The 15,556-nt window shown below is 65.9% G+C and carries 13 protein-coding genes and 1 pseudogene; 6 read left to right on the top strand and 8 right to left on the bottom strand.

Translation table 11 applies throughout. From position 1 onward, the window contains the following. Positions 1-17: 17 nt before the first annotated feature. The 4 genes and pseudogenes from CEY05_RS02595 to uraD all read right to left on the bottom strand — a co-directional run. Positions 18-1,070 carry a PotD/PotF family extracellular solute-binding protein gene (locus tag CEY05_RS02595; protein WP_088595820.1) on the bottom strand — a complete coding sequence of 351 codons (1,053 nt, stop codon included), beginning with the start codon at positions 1,068-1,070 and terminating at the stop codon, positions 18-20. A gap of 87 nt (positions 1,071-1,157) precedes the next feature. Continuing rightward, entirely contained in the window at positions 1,158-2,306 is a 1,149-nt protein-coding gene (locus CEY05_RS02590; RefSeq protein WP_088595819.1) for an ABC transporter ATP-binding protein, read from the bottom strand. After that, positions 2,307-2,660 (bottom strand): hydroxyisourate hydrolase, encoded by a 354-nt coding sequence (gene uraH / locus CEY05_RS31980; protein WP_369825887.1) that lies wholly within the window; start codon positions 2,658-2,660, stop codon positions 2,307-2,309. Positions 2,661-2,699: 39 nt separating this feature from the next. Continuing rightward, positions 2,700-3,191, bottom strand: a pseudogene (uraD, locus tag CEY05_RS31975) (2-oxo-4-hydroxy-4-carboxy-5-ureidoimidazoline decarboxylase); the annotation flags it as partial. A 105-nt stretch (positions 3,192-3,296) separates the two neighbouring features. Between uraD and CEY05_RS02580 the strand changes: the two are divergent. The 3 genes from CEY05_RS02580 (at position 3,297) to CEY05_RS02570 (ending at position 5,997) form a co-directional block, all read left to right on the top strand. After that, positions 3,297-4,232 carry a LysR family transcriptional regulator gene (locus CEY05_RS02580; RefSeq protein WP_158219239.1) on the top strand — a complete coding sequence of 312 codons (936 nt, stop codon included), beginning with the start codon at positions 3,297-3,299 and terminating at the stop codon, positions 4,230-4,232. Positions 4,233-4,386: 154 nt separating this feature from the next. Then, positions 4,387-5,064 (top strand): GntR family transcriptional regulator, encoded by a 678-nt coding sequence (locus CEY05_RS02575; RefSeq protein WP_088595817.1) that lies wholly within the window; start codon positions 4,387-4,389, stop codon positions 5,062-5,064. A gap of 9 nt (positions 5,065-5,073) precedes the next feature. Then, entirely contained in the window at positions 5,074-5,997 is a 924-nt protein-coding gene (locus tag CEY05_RS02570) for a fumarylacetoacetate hydrolase family protein (RefSeq protein ID WP_088595816.1), read from the top strand. Positions 5,998-6,131: 134 nt separating this feature from the next. Here the strand turns inward: CEY05_RS02570 and CEY05_RS02565 are convergent, their stop codons facing one another. Then, positions 6,132-7,652: a methyl-accepting chemotaxis protein gene (locus CEY05_RS02565; RefSeq protein WP_088595815.1), complete on the bottom strand. Its 1,521-nt coding sequence runs from the start codon at positions 7,650-7,652 to the stop codon at positions 6,132-6,134. 452 nt (positions 7,653-8,104) lie between these two features. Here CEY05_RS02565 and CEY05_RS31970 point away from each other — a divergent pair, with 452 nt between their 5' ends. Next, positions 8,105-9,487, top strand: a complete 1,383-nt coding sequence (locus tag CEY05_RS31970; protein WP_369825869.1) for an alpha/beta fold hydrolase — start codon at positions 8,105-8,107, stop codon at positions 9,485-9,487. 110 nt (positions 9,488-9,597) lie between these two features. Here the strand turns inward: CEY05_RS31970 and CEY05_RS02555 are convergent, their stop codons facing one another. From CEY05_RS02555 to CEY05_RS02545, 3 genes are all read right to left on the bottom strand, one after another. After that, positions 9,598-10,098 carry a hypothetical protein gene (locus tag CEY05_RS02555; RefSeq protein ID WP_088595814.1) on the bottom strand — a complete coding sequence of 167 codons (501 nt, stop codon included), beginning with the start codon at positions 10,096-10,098 and terminating at the stop codon, positions 9,598-9,600. 144 nt (positions 10,099-10,242) lie between these two features. Beyond that, complete coding sequence (locus CEY05_RS02550) at positions 10,243-10,953, bottom strand: hypothetical protein (protein WP_088607513.1); 711 nt, start codon at positions 10,951-10,953, stop codon at positions 10,243-10,245. Positions 10,954-11,064: 111 nt separating this feature from the next. Then, on the bottom strand, positions 11,065-13,122 hold the full coding sequence (locus CEY05_RS02545; RefSeq protein WP_088595812.1) for a helix-turn-helix domain-containing protein: 2,058 nt from the start codon (positions 13,120-13,122) through the stop codon (positions 11,065-11,067). Positions 13,123-13,325: 203 nt separating this feature from the next. On the opposite strand from CEY05_RS02545, the gene CEY05_RS02540 reads away from it, so the two are divergent. Then, on the top strand, positions 13,326-14,117 hold the full coding sequence (locus CEY05_RS02540; protein ID WP_088595811.1) for an SDR family oxidoreductase: 792 nt from the start codon (positions 13,326-13,328) through the stop codon (positions 14,115-14,117). Positions 14,118-14,239: 122 nt separating this feature from the next. Then, on the top strand, positions 14,240-15,496 hold the full coding sequence (locus CEY05_RS02535; RefSeq protein ID WP_088595810.1) for a branched-chain amino acid ABC transporter substrate-binding protein: 1,257 nt from the start codon (positions 14,240-14,242) through the stop codon (positions 15,494-15,496). Positions 15,497-15,556 lie beyond the last annotated feature (60 nt).

The following is a 15,556-nucleotide window of genomic DNA, read 5'->3' as shown; positions in this document are numbered from 1 at the left end:
CGAAGTCCTGGTGCGCCTCAGTGCTGCTGGATTTCGCGATTGAAGCGGGCAATCAGCTCGCTGCGCTGCGGGTTGATGGCGGCCCAGTCGAAACCGCGGATCTTGCCCAGGTCGTCCTGGGTCTTGGCGATGGCCAGGGTCACGGGTCCCGCCAACGCCACTTTGCGATTGGTGGGAATGACGTCGTAAGGCGACTTCAGCATGGCGGCCTGGACGACGGGATCCAGGTGCGTGTCGATGTACTGCACCGCCAGGTCGGGTTCCACCGCGCCCGCCACCAGGTGCATGCTGGTTTTCCAGCCCGCGGCGCCGGTCGAAGGGATCGCCAGTTCCACCGGAACGTCCTTGCTTTTCAGCGTTTGCACGAAATTGAAGTTATAGGGGGCGATGTCGATCTGTTCCTGCTGCCATAGCGTGGCGAACGCGCCCAGGTCGGCGGCCACCGCGCCCACGTTGGGCATCAGTTCTTTCAGCGCCTTGAAGGCCGGATCGAAATTGTCGGGGGAGCCGCCACGCACCCGGTTCAGCTCCGCCAGGAAGGCGATGCCCAACTGGCTGTTCAGCGCGGTCAGGCCCACGCGGCCCTTGTACTTCGGATCCCAGAGCTCGTCCCAGCTGGTGGGCGGCACCTTGATGCGTTTGGGGTTGTAGCCGATGCCGATCACCTGCATGGAGATCGTCGGGCCCCAGGGGTCCTGAAATGCAGGAAGCAGATCGCCGTAGTTGGGGGACTTGTCGGATGGGTAATGCGCCAGGATGCCGGCCTTGATGGCATCGGGCACCTGAGGCGCGTCGAAGATGGCGACGTCGAAGGGCGGCTTGCCCCCCTTGGCAGCGGTCAGGCGCGCCACCTGGTCCTGCGCGAGCAGGATGGACTGCGTCACGGTGGCGCCGGTGCGCTGCCTGAAGGCAGGCGCCAGGATGGCGCGATGCGCTTCGCTCCACGTGCCGGGGAAGGTGGCGGCGACCAGCGAGCGGCTTTGTGCCAGCACGCGGCCGGGAAGGAGGGCACCGGCGCCAAGCGCCATGGCGCCGGATAGCATGCTGCGGCGGTTGCGATTCAGTTCCATGAGGGTTCCTTGGATCAGGCTGGGATCGATACTCGGGAGGAAATTCGGGGCGAAACTTGGGGCGACATCCGGATCAGGAAAGGCGGCTTACGCCGGCTGGCCTTGTACGGGAAAAACCTGGCAGGCATCGGGCAGGACGGGCGTCACGCGCACGCGCGCGCCTGCTGCAAGAGACTCTCGTTGTGCCAAGGGGCGCGACTGAGCCACCTTGATCGACGCGCCGCCGTCCAGGCGCACGCCGTAGACGAATTGCGGTCCCAGGGTCAATACGGCGTCGATGTGGCCCATCAAGCCGGCGGGGTCGCCATCGCCATGGGCCTGTGCATGGGCCTTTTCGGAGCCATCGCCGCTTTCGGCATCGATACGCCAATGCTCCGGACGCACTGACACGCGCACGGCGGTACCGGACGCGATGGCGCGGCCGGGTGTCAGCCGCCAGGCCACGCCGTCGGCCAGTTCCACCACGCAGCGCTGCGGACCACCCTCGACGATCCGCCCGTCCAGCAGGTTCGTCGCACCGACGAAAGCGTTGACGAAAGCCGTGGCCGGCTGATCGTAGATCGCCGCCGGCGTGGCGATCTGCTCGATGGCGCCGAGGTTCATCACCGCGATCCGATCCGCCATCGACAGGGCTTCCTCCTGATCGTGGGTAACCAGGATGGTCGTGATGCCGTACTCGCGCTGCAGGCGCTTCACTTCCATCTGCATGTCCAGTCGCAGGTTCTTGTCCAGCGCGCCGAAGGGCTCGTCCAGAAGCAGGATCTTGGGATCCACGGCCAGGCAGCGCGCCAGGGCGATGCGCTGTTGCTGCCCGCCCGACAACTGTCTTGGCAACCGCGTGCCATGCGCCTGCATGTGCACCATATCGAGCATCTCGTCGACACGGCCGCCGATGCGGGCACGCGGCCAGCCCTGGGCCTCCAGGCCGTAGGCAATGTTCTGCCTGACCGTCATATGCGGGAACAGCGCATAGTTCTGGAACACGATGCCCACGCCGCGCTTGTCGGCGGCCAGGTGGTCGACCGGCACGCCGTCGAACAGCACGCGGCCGGATGTCTGGCGCAGGAAACCCGAAAGTATCCTCAGCAGGGTCGACTTGCCGCAACCGGATGGTCCAAGCAAGGCCACCAGTTCGCCGGCGCGGATCTCCAGGTCGACATCCCGCAGCGCTTCGAAGTTCTGGAAGCGATGGCCGATATGCTCCAGCCGCAAAGCGTGTCCCGTACGCTTTTCCATTCAGCTTCCCCGGTAGGTGGAATACGACCACGGGGTGGCCGTGAGGGGCACGTGATAGTGCGATTCGGGCTCGGCGATGCCGAAGGCCACCCGCACCACGTCCAGGAAAGGGGGTTCTTCCGACGTCAGGCCGTTCGCGCGGAAATAGTCGCCCAGATGAAAGCGCAATTCGTATTGCCCGATAGGTAGCGGGCTGCCATCCATCAGCGGGCGCTCGGAGCGGCCGTCCCGTCGCGTGCGGACGTCGGCCAGCAGGCGTTCGCCGTCGCCCATTTCGAACAGTTGAATGCGTAAATCGTGCGCCGGACGCCCGCTGGCGGTGTCGAGCACATGCGTCGTCAGGCGTCCGGCGATGTTGGCCAGGCCATGCCCCTCGATACGGGCGGCCAGGCGTAGCCGCGTGATCCGGCCGATTTCGTCCAGGGCCGTGGCCAGTTCGGTGGCACGGTCATTGGCAAGGCGGCGCTCGCAACTGTGCAGGGCGGAAGCCCGCGTGTGGCGCCGCACGCAAAGGATGAAGGGGAAGTCGAACTTGTGCCGATAGGCGTGGTTGAGTTCATCCCAACGGGCCGTGGCAGCCGGCGCAAGGGCAGCAAGCGCCAGGCTGCCCTGTTCGACGGTGGAGTCCGCACCCATCACCCCCATGCGGGCCTCGACACCCGCCAGCTCAGGGTGGGCGGCAAGGAAATCCCGGCATTCGGCCTCGGGCAAGCGGCGCACGAGCGCCATCATTGCGGCGTGCAGGGTGTCCACGTCGGCGAATGGCCGCTGGCTGGCGGCCGCGCGGGCCACCCAGTCGGCATGCTCGAACACCGCGCCCAGGCAGGCGACGAATTGCTCCTCGGAACAATGATTCAGGGCATCGAGGGTGAGGGCAGAAGGCATGGCGACGATGAGAGAGGGGATTGCGCGAATCTTAAGAAGCCGTTGCATTGCCGTCTATCAGCGATTAAGCAACAATCCATACGCAAAATTAGAATGGAATGGACCATGCCGCGATCCTTGATTCCCACCGCCCTGCGCTACGTCGACCAGGTCGCCCGTTCGGGCTCGATACAGCAGGCCGCCCGAGAACTGAACGTGGCCGCATCGGCCATCAACCGCCAGTTGCTGCGCCTGGAAGAAGAGTTGGGCGTACCGCTTTTCGAGCGCATGCCGCGCGGCATGCGGCTGACGTCGTCGGGCGATGCCATCGTTGCGATGGCGCGGCGCTGGCGCAACGACGAACGCAGGGCCGCCGAGGACATCCAGAAATTGCAGGGCGTGCACCGAGGCCACGTACGCCTGGTCGCAATGGGCAGCCACGTCGACAGTTTCCTGTCGCCATGGGTGGCCGACCTGGCGGTGCAGCATCCGAATGTTTCCCTGTCGATCGAGATCTGCAACACCGACGAGGCCAGCGCCGCGCTGCTCGATGGCACGGCCGACCTGGCCGCCGCGTTCAACCTGTCGCCCGGCCGCCATCTGCATGTGCTGTGGGAAAGCGAACTGCCGCTGGGCTGCATCGTGGCGCCGGATCATCCGCTGGCGCAGCGGCCGTCCGTCAGCCTGCAGGAAGTCTGCAGCTACCCGGTCGCGCTGCAAAGCAAGAGCCTTTTCATCCGCCGTTACCTGGAATCCCATTACAGCTGGCTCTTCGGCGACAACCGGAACCGCATCGAGACCAATTCACTGCCCTTGATGAAGAAGCTGGCGCAGTCGGGGCGCCACGTATCGGTGACATCGGAACTGGACGCCGCGGCCGAACTGCTCGATGGCAGCCTGTGTTTCGTGCCGGTGCGGGACCAGGGCGCGGAACCGCAAGCCATCCGCGTGGCCATCGATGCCCGCAAACCATTGTCGCCCGTCGTCAAATTGGCGGCAGATACCCTGTCGGAGAGTATCCGGGCTTGCCTGGAGCGTGTCCGGGCTCGATCTCTGGCTTAGACACCGGCTCGGGTGCCGTCGCGCGCCTTTGCCAAAAGGCTGCGATGCTGCAGGTGGGGGCTGGCACGCCTGGAGCATCCTGTGTGCTCAGTCTTGTCATTCTGTATACAAATCCATATACTTGTGCGAAATCAATGATTCTTGCACACATACGATGGTGAGAGAGACAACCCCCGATGCCGGGCGCGCGCGCGTTTTCGACGCGGTCAACGAGCACCTGAAATCATTGCGTGAAGGCCTGAAGGAACCGGTGCGTATCGGCGAGGAAGCGCTGGCGGAGCAGCTGGGCGTCAGCCGCACGCCCGTGCGCGAAGCGCTGATCCGGCTCGAAGGCATGGGCATGGTGCATCTGCGGCCGGGCCGGGGAGCGCTGCTCATGCCGGTCACCGACGCGGAATACCTGGAGTGGCTGCAGATCCGCGAGCATCTGGAAGGACTGGCCACGCGCGAGGCGGCGCTCAATGCGTCAGGACGGGATGTAGAACAGCTGCGCGCCATCTTCGCGCCGTTCCTGTCGCCATCGGGCGCGGCTGATGACGACGAGGCCTACGCACTGGCCAACGTCGCCTTCCACAAAGACATCATGCGTCTGTCGGGCAACGGCCTGCTGGTGCGTATCTGGGAATCGTTCGGACATCGGCAGACCAGCGCGCGGCGCCAGGTCATCGCCCGCCTGCAGCGGCGCGAGCAGTCCTTGAGCGATCACCTCGCCATCATTGAAGCGATACACCAGCGCGATCCCGATGCCGCGGAAAGGCTGGCGCGCGCGCATGTGCGCGCCATCCTCGACGCGGTCAAGCAGTCCCTCGATCCTTCCCACCTCTCATCCTGAGCCATCCCCATGAAATTCCTGTCCTTTACCGACAAACGCCAGCAAGGCCAAGGTGCGCAACTGGGCATCGCCCTGGACAACGGCACGATCTTCAACGTCACGGCGGCCGTTCATGCCCATCCCTCCAGCCCCGCGGCGAACCTGCCGCTGACGCTGGAAGCCTTGATCGACGCGGACGACACGCCCCTGCAGGCCTTGGCCGAACTGGCGCGCGACCCCGCCAACGCGGTGCATGTGGTGGAACAGGAGCAGATCCGTTTCCTGCCGCCGCTGCAGCCACGCCGCAATGTGTTTTGCGTGGGCAGGAACTATCGCGAGCACATCATCGAAGGCAATATCGCCAAGGGCATTGCGCCCAATACCTTCCCGGAAGCGATCGAGTTCTTCACCAAGCCGTCCACGGCGGTGGTCGGCCATGGCTGGGACGTCAGCCGGCATGCCGCGCTGACCAACAGCCTGGACTACGAGGTGGAACTGGCCATCGTCATCGGCAAGCGCGGCGTCAACATCTCCGAGGCCGACGCGCTGGACTACGTCTTCGGCTACACCGTCGTCAACGACGTGACCGCGCGCGACCTGCAGCGTCGCCACGGCCAGTGGTTCAAGGGCAAGGGCCTGGACACGACGTGCCCCATGGGACCGGTGATCGTGCACAAGTCGGCATTCGGCGATCCCAATGCCAAGCGGCTGGAACTGGAGGTCAATGGCGAACTGCGCCAGTCCGCCAATACCGATGAAATGATTTTCAACGTCCAGGCCGTCATCGCGCAGTTGTCGGCAGGCTTGACGCTGCTGCCCGGCGACATCATTTCGACGGGTACGCCCAAGGGCGTCGGCTACGCCGCCATTCCGCCGCGCTGCCTGAACGTGGGCGACGTGGTGACGGCGCGGGTGGACGGCATCGGCGAGTTGACGAATAGCATCGTCGAATAAGTGACGGTCGAATAAAGGACAGCCGGTGAAGGGCTGTCCGATGAAGGATAGGCCTTTACACGACCGTCCTGTAAAGACCCTCTGCAAAAGGACCCTGCTGTAAAGGACCCTTCTGTAAAGAACCCTTCAGCAGGTCAGGCGGTCAACAGCGGGCGGGCGGCGGCGTAATCGTCCGCCCCGTCGTCCTCGTCCTCGTATTCGTCATAGAGATCCTGCTCGCTGCCCACGGCCTGGGCCCCTTCGTACAGCCTGAACAAGCCCACCGCCTGCATCAGCGTGCCGGCTTCGCCTTCCAGCGTGGCCGACGCGCCGGAGGCCGCGGTGACCAGGGTGGCGTTGTGGCGGGTCAGTTCGTCGATCTCGGCAACCGCCGCGTTGACATCTTCGATGCCGCCGCGCTGCGCCTGGGTGGCATCGCCGATCTCCGCGACAATCACGGAGACACGCTCCACGCTGCTGACGATGTCGCCCATGACGGCGGCCGCATCGTTGGCCTTGCGCGCGCCGTTATCGGTCTTGTCCAGCGACGCAGTGATCAGGCCGCGGATGTCCTTGGCGGCTGTCGCGCTGCGCTGGGCCAGGGCACGCACTTCGGACGCGACCACGGCGAAGCCGCGGCCGCTTTCGCCGGCGCGCGCCGCTTCCACCGCGGCGTTCAGCGCCAGGATATTGGTCTGGAACGCGATGCTGTCGATCAGGCCCGTGATCTCCGATATCTTCTGCGCTTCCTGGCGGATCTCGCCCATCACGCCGGCGACCTCGGTCACGGCCTGGCTGCCCGTGCCGGCCACGTCCCGCGCCGCCACCGCCAGATCGGCGGCCTTGTTCGCATTGGAGGCGTTGTTGTGCACGTTGTCGGCCAGGGCGCCCATGGAGGTCACCGTGCGTTCCAGCGAGGCTTGCTGGGCCACGGTGCGTTCCGCCAGTTGGCCGTAGCCCTGCTGCAGTTCACGCGAGGCCGACGAGATCACCACGGCGCTGTCCCTGACGTGGCGCATGGTGCGGTGCACGGCGTCCATGGTGGACTTGAAGGATCCGGCCAGCGGACTGTTCATCGCCAGGCCGCCGAAACGCAGGTCGAAGCGGCCGGATTCATGGCCCAGATGGGCGCTCAGGCGGGCCAGTTCCTCAGCCGTCAGCGCGTCCCGTTCCATGCGCCAGGCCAGCCAGCCCAGGGCCGAGGCCTGCACCACCACATAGGTCGCATGCAAGGCCAGGATGCCCAGGCCAGGGGCGGTGAAACAGGCGACGTCGTAGCCCCATTGCTGCAGATAGGTGAAAGACACGTGGTGCAGGGCGATGACGAGGGCCGCGCACAGGATCGGCCGCCAGTCGCGGTAGGCCAGCAGCAGCGACAGCAGGACGAAGACACCGAAGTGCATTTCGGCCATGCCGCTGGTCAGATGGATCTGCAGGGCGGCGAACACCATCAGCGCCGTGGCTACCGCCAGGCGGGTGATCAACTGGGCGGGCAGCCAGACGATCAGCAGGGAGGGCAGCAGGGCGGCCGGTATGCCGACGGCCAGGGCTGAAGTCCAGCGGCCGTATTGCGGCGCCAGGCACAGCGTCACCGCCAACAGTGCCCACAGCAGTGGCAACATGGCGCGGTCGACGCGGCGGTAGGAGGTTTCGAGCAAAAAGGCAGGGGTTTGCACAGCAAGTCGTCCTCGAAGAGTTGGCGCCGCAGCGCGCAGCCTGCGATTGAACCCAATTTAAATCGCTTTGTGAAGACTTGTCGCAAAAAATTTCGACGCTTTTCGGTGAAATCTTTGTGTCTTGTAGCCCGAAGCGCCGTTTTCAGACCCCTTATCCTACGGTTCGTTCAGCTTGCCGTATGCCGTCGGCGGCCGTTGCGACGCTCCCGCAGGGCGATATACATGCCGCTACCCGCGATGAAGAGGGCGCCCACACAAGCGGTCCGCGTTGGGTGGAACACAGCGCGATGACAGGCGATCGTCGCTCCACAATGCGTTCCACGAAGGATTGCGGCGGCGGCGCCCGGTCTCCGGACTTCAACTGGCAGCATATGAGACATCGCGGCATAATCAGCCGCGAAGCGAGGCGCCACTATACGCGGTTTTGCCCCGCATCCAGATCGAGGAGAGGCATGAAAAACGCACTGACCGCTTTGACGATGGCATTGGGCGCAGCCACGATTTTTCTGGGGGATTGCGTCGCAGTGGCGGCGACTGCATCCGCCGACGCGACGCGCCATCACGTGCTGGTCCAGACCGCGCCTGGCGTCCGTATCGACGTCATCGAAGAGGGCGCGGGAACGCCGCTGGTATTGCTGCCATCGAGGGGGCGTGGCGCGGAAGATTTCGATGATGTCGCGCAGCGGTTGGCGGCACAGGGCTACCGGGTGATCCGGCCGCAGCCGCGCGGCATCGGTCAAAGTACCGGGCCCATGAGGGACATCACCCTGCACGACCTGGGCAATGACGTCGCGGCGGTGATTCGTGACCAGGCCGGGCAGCCTGTGGTGATCGTCGGCCATGCTTTCGGCAACTGGGTGGCCCGCATGACCAGCGTGGATCATCCGGAGCTGGTACGGGGCGTGGTGATCGTCGCCGCCGCCGCGAAGGCCTATCCGCCCGGGTTGAGCGAACACGTCGATCGCAGCTCGGATCTGTCCTTGTCCGACACCGAGCGGCTGAAGTCGCTGCAGTTTGCCTTCTTCGCGCCGGGGCATGATGCCAGCGTCTGGCTCAAGGGCTGGTATCCGGCGGTCAACGAAAGCCAGCGGCTGGCGGGGAAGGCGACGAAACAGTCCGATTGGTGGTCGGGCGGCAAGGCGCCCATGCTGGATCTGCAGGCGGGCAAGGATCCTTTCAAGCCGGAGGCCACGCGCAACGAGGTCAAGGACGAGTTCGGCGATCGCGTAACGCTTGTGGTCATCCCCGGCGCCGGACATGCCTTGGTGCCGGAGGAGCCGGCCGCGGTCGTGGACGCGCTGGTGACGTGGGAGAAGTCGCTTGCGCCCGCGCGCGCCACGCCGGTCAGCCAAGGCGGCCAAGGTAGCCAAGGTAGCCAAGCCGCCGCGGGCAGTCAGTCCACTCAGTCGAGACAAGCCGCCGCGGGCAGCCAATCCACGCAATCCAGTCTGGAGCGATCCCCCATGTCTTCATTTGCCAGTTCCAAGCCTTTGCTGTGGCAAGGCGCCGCGGGCCGCAAGGCGGCGCGCTTCGTGCCCATCGAAGTGAGCAGCGTGAAGCCGGAGAAGGGCGGCACCTTCGGCATAGGCCAGAGCGCTTCGATGGAAGGCGCCTACCCCGACGCACGCAGGGTCGAGGGCCGGGTACTGGATGCGACGATCGCGGTTGCGACGGCGATCGCGCCAGCGGCAGCGCTGCCCAAGGGCTTGGCCCAGGGGCAGCGGGCGGTACTCGGCCTGGTCGACGACGCGCACGTCATCTGTGTCCTGGTCCCGCCCGCGGACGTGCCGATCGACGGTCTGGCGCAATGGGCCGCGGAACAGAAGTGCGGTTGACGGTCTGGCGCAGTGGTCCGCAAGACAGAGCGCGATTGACCGCCCTGCGCAGTGGTCCGCAAGACAGGCGCGCAGCTGACGGCCTGGCGCAGCGGACTTCCTGAAGCGTATCAGCCGTTGTTGCCGAAACCGCCGGCGGCCCAGTCGGAGGCTCGCTGCACGCTCAGCTTGTAATTGGGTGGTACGCGCGTCTCGGCCAGCTTCTCGCCCAGTTCATCGTAGGCGCTCAACACGGCGTAGGGCTCGTCTTCCTCGGGCACGATGTCCAGCTTGACTGTCAGCCGTCCCTCGGCGGCATCGATCTTCACGCTCTTGTGCAGCGTGGCGTGCAATTGCTGCTCGTGGCGGCGCAAGACTTCGTTGGCGGTCTTGACCAGGGTATGGAAGGCCGGCGGGTCGAGCGGCTTGGGGTTCTTCTTGTCGCGGCCCATGGTCCACGGCCCGACCAAGGCCGGTTCGGACTGCCCATCCTGGGTCATTTCAACGGCCCAGCCGTCGTCGTCCTCGTTCTTGATGACGCGCGCGGTCCAGCCGTCGTCCCGCCACAAGCGGGGTTCCTGGATCTTGCGGTCTTCGGGGGTATCCGCGTCCGTGATCTCGATGTCACTCACTACAGTATTGCTCCTGGATTCATTGGCCGGCCGGCCAGGGCGGCAACGCCCCTCCTGTCCGCAGGCAGGCGGGGGATCATAACGCAGAGGGCGCGGCGGGCGCGGCCCGTGCGTGCCGCCGCCGCGCGCAGGGATTCCCGGCCCTTACGGCGTTTTCATGCCGATGTCGTCACGGCGTGCCGGCGTCCCCGGCCCTTGTGGCGTCTTGCGGCCGCTTTCACGAATCGCGGCCAATGCCGCCAGTTGCGCCAGATCGGTGCCAGGGGGCGCCGCCGCGGCCTCGGCGGCAATCCGCTGCTGCAGATCGGCATTGAAATCCGCGGCGATCTCGGCACGGACGGTGAACTGGCGGGTCTGGGGATCGAGCGACATGTCAGGCGTGACGCCAGCTGTGTCCAGCCGGGCGCCATTGGCCCGGTACACGCGCGCCGTGGTCACGACCATGGCGCCCAGGCCCTCGGGCAGCGCCGCCGCCAATGCCGCGTCGCGCTGGGCGCCCTGCGGGAAGCGCATGATCTCGTCGGCCAGGATGCGGTTTTGGGCGGCAATGCCGTCCGCGCTTGCTTCGGCTGCAATAGCCCGGTCGATGAAGGCTTTGCGATCGGCACGGACAGGTACGGACCTGAATCCAGACCCGGACCCGGCTGCGTCACCGCCCGCTGGCAACTTGGCCAGTCCGCGCAAACCGGACACGGCAAGCGTGCGGGAGTCCAACTGGTCGACGTACTGTTCGACGATCTGGTTCATGGCGGTGTTCAGCGTCTCTTGCACGCTGGCGGCCGGGCCCGGCTCGGCCGCCAGCGCCGCCGATGCGGCTGGCAGGCCTGCCGCAACCAGCGCCGTAAGGAGCGCCATGACAGCGGATGGAGCAAAGGCCGAAATCCCGGCGGCGGCGGTAGCGGGCCAGGCGAGCGCTCGTATCAACTTCCGAATACGCATCATCATCGTCAGCATCGTCATCAAGGATTACGGTCGAAAATCACGTTCGGGTTCAAGGCCATCCTGGCTCCCCGGCACGCCCAGGCTCCACAGCCGCAAGGCCAGATGGATCTCCAGCGCCCGGTGCGTATCGTTCCAGGCCGCGCCGATCAACAGTCCCACGCTGGCCAGCCGCTGGCGCATGGTGTTGACGTGTATGCCCAGGTGCGTGGCGGTGACCGACGCATTCTGCCGATTATCCAGGTAAGCGAGCAGGGTGGTCGCCAGTTCAGTGCCGCGCTTGCGGTCGTGCTCGACCAGCGGGCCTATGGCGGCATCCAGGAACTGCGCCAGGCTGGCGCCGTCCTGCGTTTCAAACAGGATCGAATACACCGCCATCTCGTTCTGCGCCACGATGCGGCCGCGCATGCCCAGGCGGCTAACCACCGCCAGCGCGCGCCGCAGGGCCGTATACAGCCCGGGCAACTCGGCGGGACTGTGCGCGGGCCGCGACAGCACGCCGCAATAGGCGCCGCCAGCGGCACGCCGTGCCTGGTCTTCCACGGCGCTACGCAGTGCCTGTGCCTGCGCGGCACCGCAGACGACCGTAAGCACACCGTCGAGCTCGTCCAGCACAAAGCCGGGCTGCATACCCGCGGACCGCAGCGCGCCGGGCCGCGCCGTAGCAGGCATGCCCCCAGCAGGCAGCCCCTCCGTGGGCAGCGTCAACGTCGCCCGCAGCCGGCGCGCCATGAAACCGGCTTCGGCGCGTTCAAGGTCGACCAGCATCAATACCAGCGGTTGCGTCAGATCCAGCCCGAACCGTTCGGCCCGGTCGCGCGCCAGCGCCGGTTCGCCTTGCCGCGGCGAGACCAGGGACTGCAGCAGTTCCGACACCGCGCGACTCTTGCTGGCCTCCATGCGCTCCTGCGACAGCAGCACCGTGCCAATCACGCTGCTGCTGCGCTCGAAGGTCCGCACGGAACTGTCGCGCAGGTCTTCCCGCCGGAACAACAGCACAGCCCCCAGCACGCCGTCGCCGCCGATGACGGCGATCGCGCGGCACAGTTCGCCCTGGCTTTCATAGGCGATCATCGAGCGGCCGGCGCGGCGGCTCTCCCGCAGGGCCTGGGTCAGGGCCGCGCTGTGCGCGCCATAAGGTTGGTAGTGGCCGGCAGCCGGGCTGGCGTAATCCGGCGCGTCGGCCCGGCTGAGCACCTGTTGCGCCTCGTCCAGCACCAGCACGCTGCCCTGCAGCAGTTGCGCCACCGACTGGCTCAACTCTCCCAACGAAGCGCCCCGCGCAAGCAGGGAAGTCAGCCGTTCATGGGCCTCCACCGCCGCCTGCACGTCTTGCGCCTGCCGTTCCAGTTCGGCACGCGCATGGTCGGCGCGTTCGACGGCGGCCTGGGCATCGGCGAAGGCCTTGGCGTTGTTGATGGCGACCGCCGCATGGGTGGCCAGGGTGCACAGGATGGAAACGTTCAGCGCGGTGTGGGTGCGGTGATAGCGGTCGGCCACGAACAGCAGGCCGATGACCACATCGTTCCAGATCAAAGGCGCCCCCACCAGCGCGCCCACGCCCTCGTCGCGGAAGATGTCGTCCAGGTCGGCGTCATGGGCGAAGCGGTTGTCGTGCAGATAGTCCGGGGTGGAGAAGGGCATGCGGGTGGACATGACGATGCCCGCCACGCCCAGGCTGCGCTTGGCCGTCATCTTGCCGGTGCGGGCAGCGATGGCGCCATCGGCCACCACCACCTTGAATTCGCCCAGGTCGGCATCGTAGATGGTCAGCCAGCAGAGGTGGGCGCGCAGCAGGTCGCGCGCGCGGGTGACGATGGCCTTGAGCAGCTCCGGCAGGTCCAGCCGGGCCGATAGATCCTGGGCGGACTCGATGACCGCCAGCATGCCCCGTTCGCGCTGTTCGTGCTGGTCGAGCCGGTTACGCAGGGCCATCGCCATGCGCGCCAGTTCGATCAGGCCGGGCTTGCCATGCATGCCGTCCGGCAGGGCCTCCAGTGCCGCCAGCCGCGTGGCGAATTCCTGTGCAGGCGCATTGCCATTGAGCAGGGCGAGCAGGTCGGCGGTCAGCGATTCCGCATGCATGGGCAGAGAAGAGTGCGAGGGGGAAGGGGCAGCGCAGGGAAGGAATACGGCATGGACCAGGGCATGAACGGCGCCGAGTGTTCCGCCCCTGAAGTGCAAACATCATATCAACTACTGGATTCCTATGTGCATCTTGCACATAGATCCTGCGCCGTATTCGCCCGACACTGCAGCTACAAGATCAAGGAGACAGGCAGGTGGACATGAGCATCATCGACAGAATGCGGCCGGTGCGAGGGCTGCGCGTGCTGGTCAGCGCAGGCGCTTCCGGCATCGGCGCGGCGGTAGCCCGGGGCTTCCGCGAAGCCGGCGCACGGGTACATGTGTGCGACATCGACAGGTCGGCCCTGGATCGCCTGGCGGCCGAATCCCCCGAAATCACCACCAGCGTGGCCGATGCCGCCGTCGCCCGCGACGTCGACACGGTGTTCGACGACGTCCGTGGCGCCTTGGGCGGCCTGGATGTGCTGGTGAACAACGTCGGCATCGCCGGTCCCACCGGTGCGGTGCAGGACATTGCCCGGGCGGACTGGGAACGGACCATCGCCGTCAACCTGAACAGCCATTTCTATTTCGCCAACCGGGCGGTGCCCCTGTTGAAAGCGTCCAGCCAGGATCCTTGCCTGATCGCCATGAGCTCGGTGGCCGGTCGCCTGGGCTATGCCTTGCGCACCCCGTACGCGTCCACCAAGTGGGCGCTGATCGGCATGATGAAGTCGCTTGCCATCGAACTGGGGCCGCAGGGAGTGCGCGTCAACGCCATCCTGCCAGGCACGGTGGAGGGCGAGCGCATGAACGGCGTCATCGGCGCGCGTGCCGCCGCCTCGGGCGTGCCGGCGGCCGCCATGCGCGAGGAATATCTACGCAAGATTTCCCTGCGCCGCATGGTCACCACGGACGACATCGCGGCCATGGCGCTGTTCCTGTGCTCGCCGGCGGCGCGCAACATCACGGGGCAGGCCATCAGCGTGGACGGCAATATCGAATATCTATGAAGGCGGCATGACATGCCGACCTGTCATGCCCGTTTGAAGCACAAGAAGCAAAATCGCAGCGCCGATTGCCCGGGCAGGTAGATCCGCCCGACCTCTCACTAGAAAAACACGAGGAGACAACCATGAAAAAACGCCACTTGTCGGCCGTTGCGGCCACGGCCGCCATTACTGCCACGACGGTGCTGGGCGCCTTGCCCGCCGCCGCCGCGCCGGTGAAGATTGGCCTGGTGGAGACGCTGTCCGGCCCGCAGGCCTCCACGGGCCAGGCCTATCGTGCGGCCGTGCGCTACACCATCGACCAGATCAACGCGGCCGGCGGCTGGAATGGCGAGCCGGTGCAGCTGCTGGAGTACGACAACCAGGGCGGCCCGGCCGGCGCCGCGGACAAGTTGAAGGCAGCGGCCGCCGATGGCGTCAGCATCGTCGTGCAGGGCGCGTCCTCCGCCATCGGCGGGCAGATCACCGAGGACGTGCGCAAGTACAACCTGCGCAATCCCGGCAAGGAGATGGTCTACATCAACATGGGTGCCGAGGCGCTGGAGCTGACCGGCGACAAGTGCAGCTTCTACCATTTCCGCTTCGCCGGTAATGCGCAGGTACGCACCAAGGCCCTCATCGAAGGCATGAAGAAGGCCAATGCCCTGGGCGCCAAGGTCTATGCCATCAACCAGAATTATTCCTGGGGCCAGGACATGGAGCAGGCCACCGTCGATTTCCAGAAGCAGGGCGGCTACACCGTGGTGGAAAAGACGCTGCATGACGTCAACAAGATCCAGGATTTCGCGCCCTACGTCGCCAAGATCGCGGCATCCGGCGCGGATACGGTGATTACCGGCAACTGGTCCAACGATCTGTTGCTGCTGATGAAGGCGTCCAAGGCCGCGGGCCTGAAGGCGCACTACGGCACGGTGTATCTGGACCAGCCCGGCAACATCGCCAACGCCGGCGACCTGGCACTGGGCAATTTCGTGGCGCACACCTTCAATGCCGAAGCCAATGGAGCGGAGGGTGAGCAGTTCATCGACGACTACAAGGCCAAGACCGGCCATATTCCGGTGTTCATCGAGCCGCAGACCGTCTACGGCATGAAGATGGTGGCGGAAGCGCTGAAGCACACGCCGGCAAAGAATGGCGCGCTGAACGTCAACGAGTTTGCCAAGGTGCTGGAGACCACGCGCATTCCCACGCCCATGGGCGAGATGAGCATGCGGGGGGCTGACCACCAGGCGCAACTGCCTATCGTGGTGTCCACCGTCACGCGCGATGCGAAGTTCAAGGTGGATGGCACGGACATGGGCTTCAAGCCGGTGCTGCTGCTGTCGGCGGAACAGGCGTCCACGCCGGTGCAGGCCACCTGCAAGATGAAACGCCCGGGTTGAACGCAAGGGGCCAGGGGCTGGCCCCCAGGGGCTGCACCCTACACGATTCATGGCGCCTGC

Source organism: Achromobacter sp. HZ34 (genome assembly GCF_002209485.1).
Classification (GTDB): Bacteria; Pseudomonadota; Gammaproteobacteria; order Burkholderiales; family Burkholderiaceae_B; genus Bordetella_C.
This window is presented reverse-complemented; position numbering and strand designations above follow the sequence as displayed.

Coding starts and splice junctions, on each gene's coding strand:
- CEY05_RS02595 (WP_088595820.1), bottom strand. CDS start 1,070: ATGGAACTGAATCGCAACCGCCGCAGCATGCTATCCGGCGCCATGGCG.
- CEY05_RS02590 (WP_088595819.1), bottom strand. CDS start 2,306: ATGGAAAAGCGTACGGGACACGCTTTGCGGCTGGAGCATATCGGCCAT.
- CEY05_RS02580 (WP_158219239.1), top strand. CDS start 3,297: ATGCCGCGATCCTTGATTCCCACCGCCCTGCGCTACGTCGACCAGGTC.
- CEY05_RS02575 (WP_088595817.1), top strand. CDS start 4,387: ATGGTGAGAGAGACAACCCCCGATGCCGGGCGCGCGCGCGTTTTCGAC.
- CEY05_RS02570 (WP_088595816.1), top strand. CDS start 5,074: ATGAAATTCCTGTCCTTTACCGACAAACGCCAGCAAGGCCAAGGTGCG.
- CEY05_RS31970 (WP_369825869.1), top strand. CDS start 8,105: ATGAAAAACGCACTGACCGCTTTGACGATGGCATTGGGCGCAGCCACG.
- CEY05_RS02550 (WP_088607513.1), bottom strand. CDS start 10,953: ATGGCGCTCCTTACGGCGCTGGTTGCGGCAGGCCTGCCAGCCGCATCG.
- CEY05_RS02545 (WP_088595812.1), bottom strand. CDS start 13,122: ATGCATGCGGAATCGCTGACCGCCGACCTGCTCGCCCTGCTCAATGGC.
- CEY05_RS02540 (WP_088595811.1), top strand. CDS start 13,326: ATGAGCATCATCGACAGAATGCGGCCGGTGCGAGGGCTGCGCGTGCTG.
- CEY05_RS02535 (WP_088595810.1), top strand. CDS start 14,240: ATGAAAAAACGCCACTTGTCGGCCGTTGCGGCCACGGCCGCCATTACT.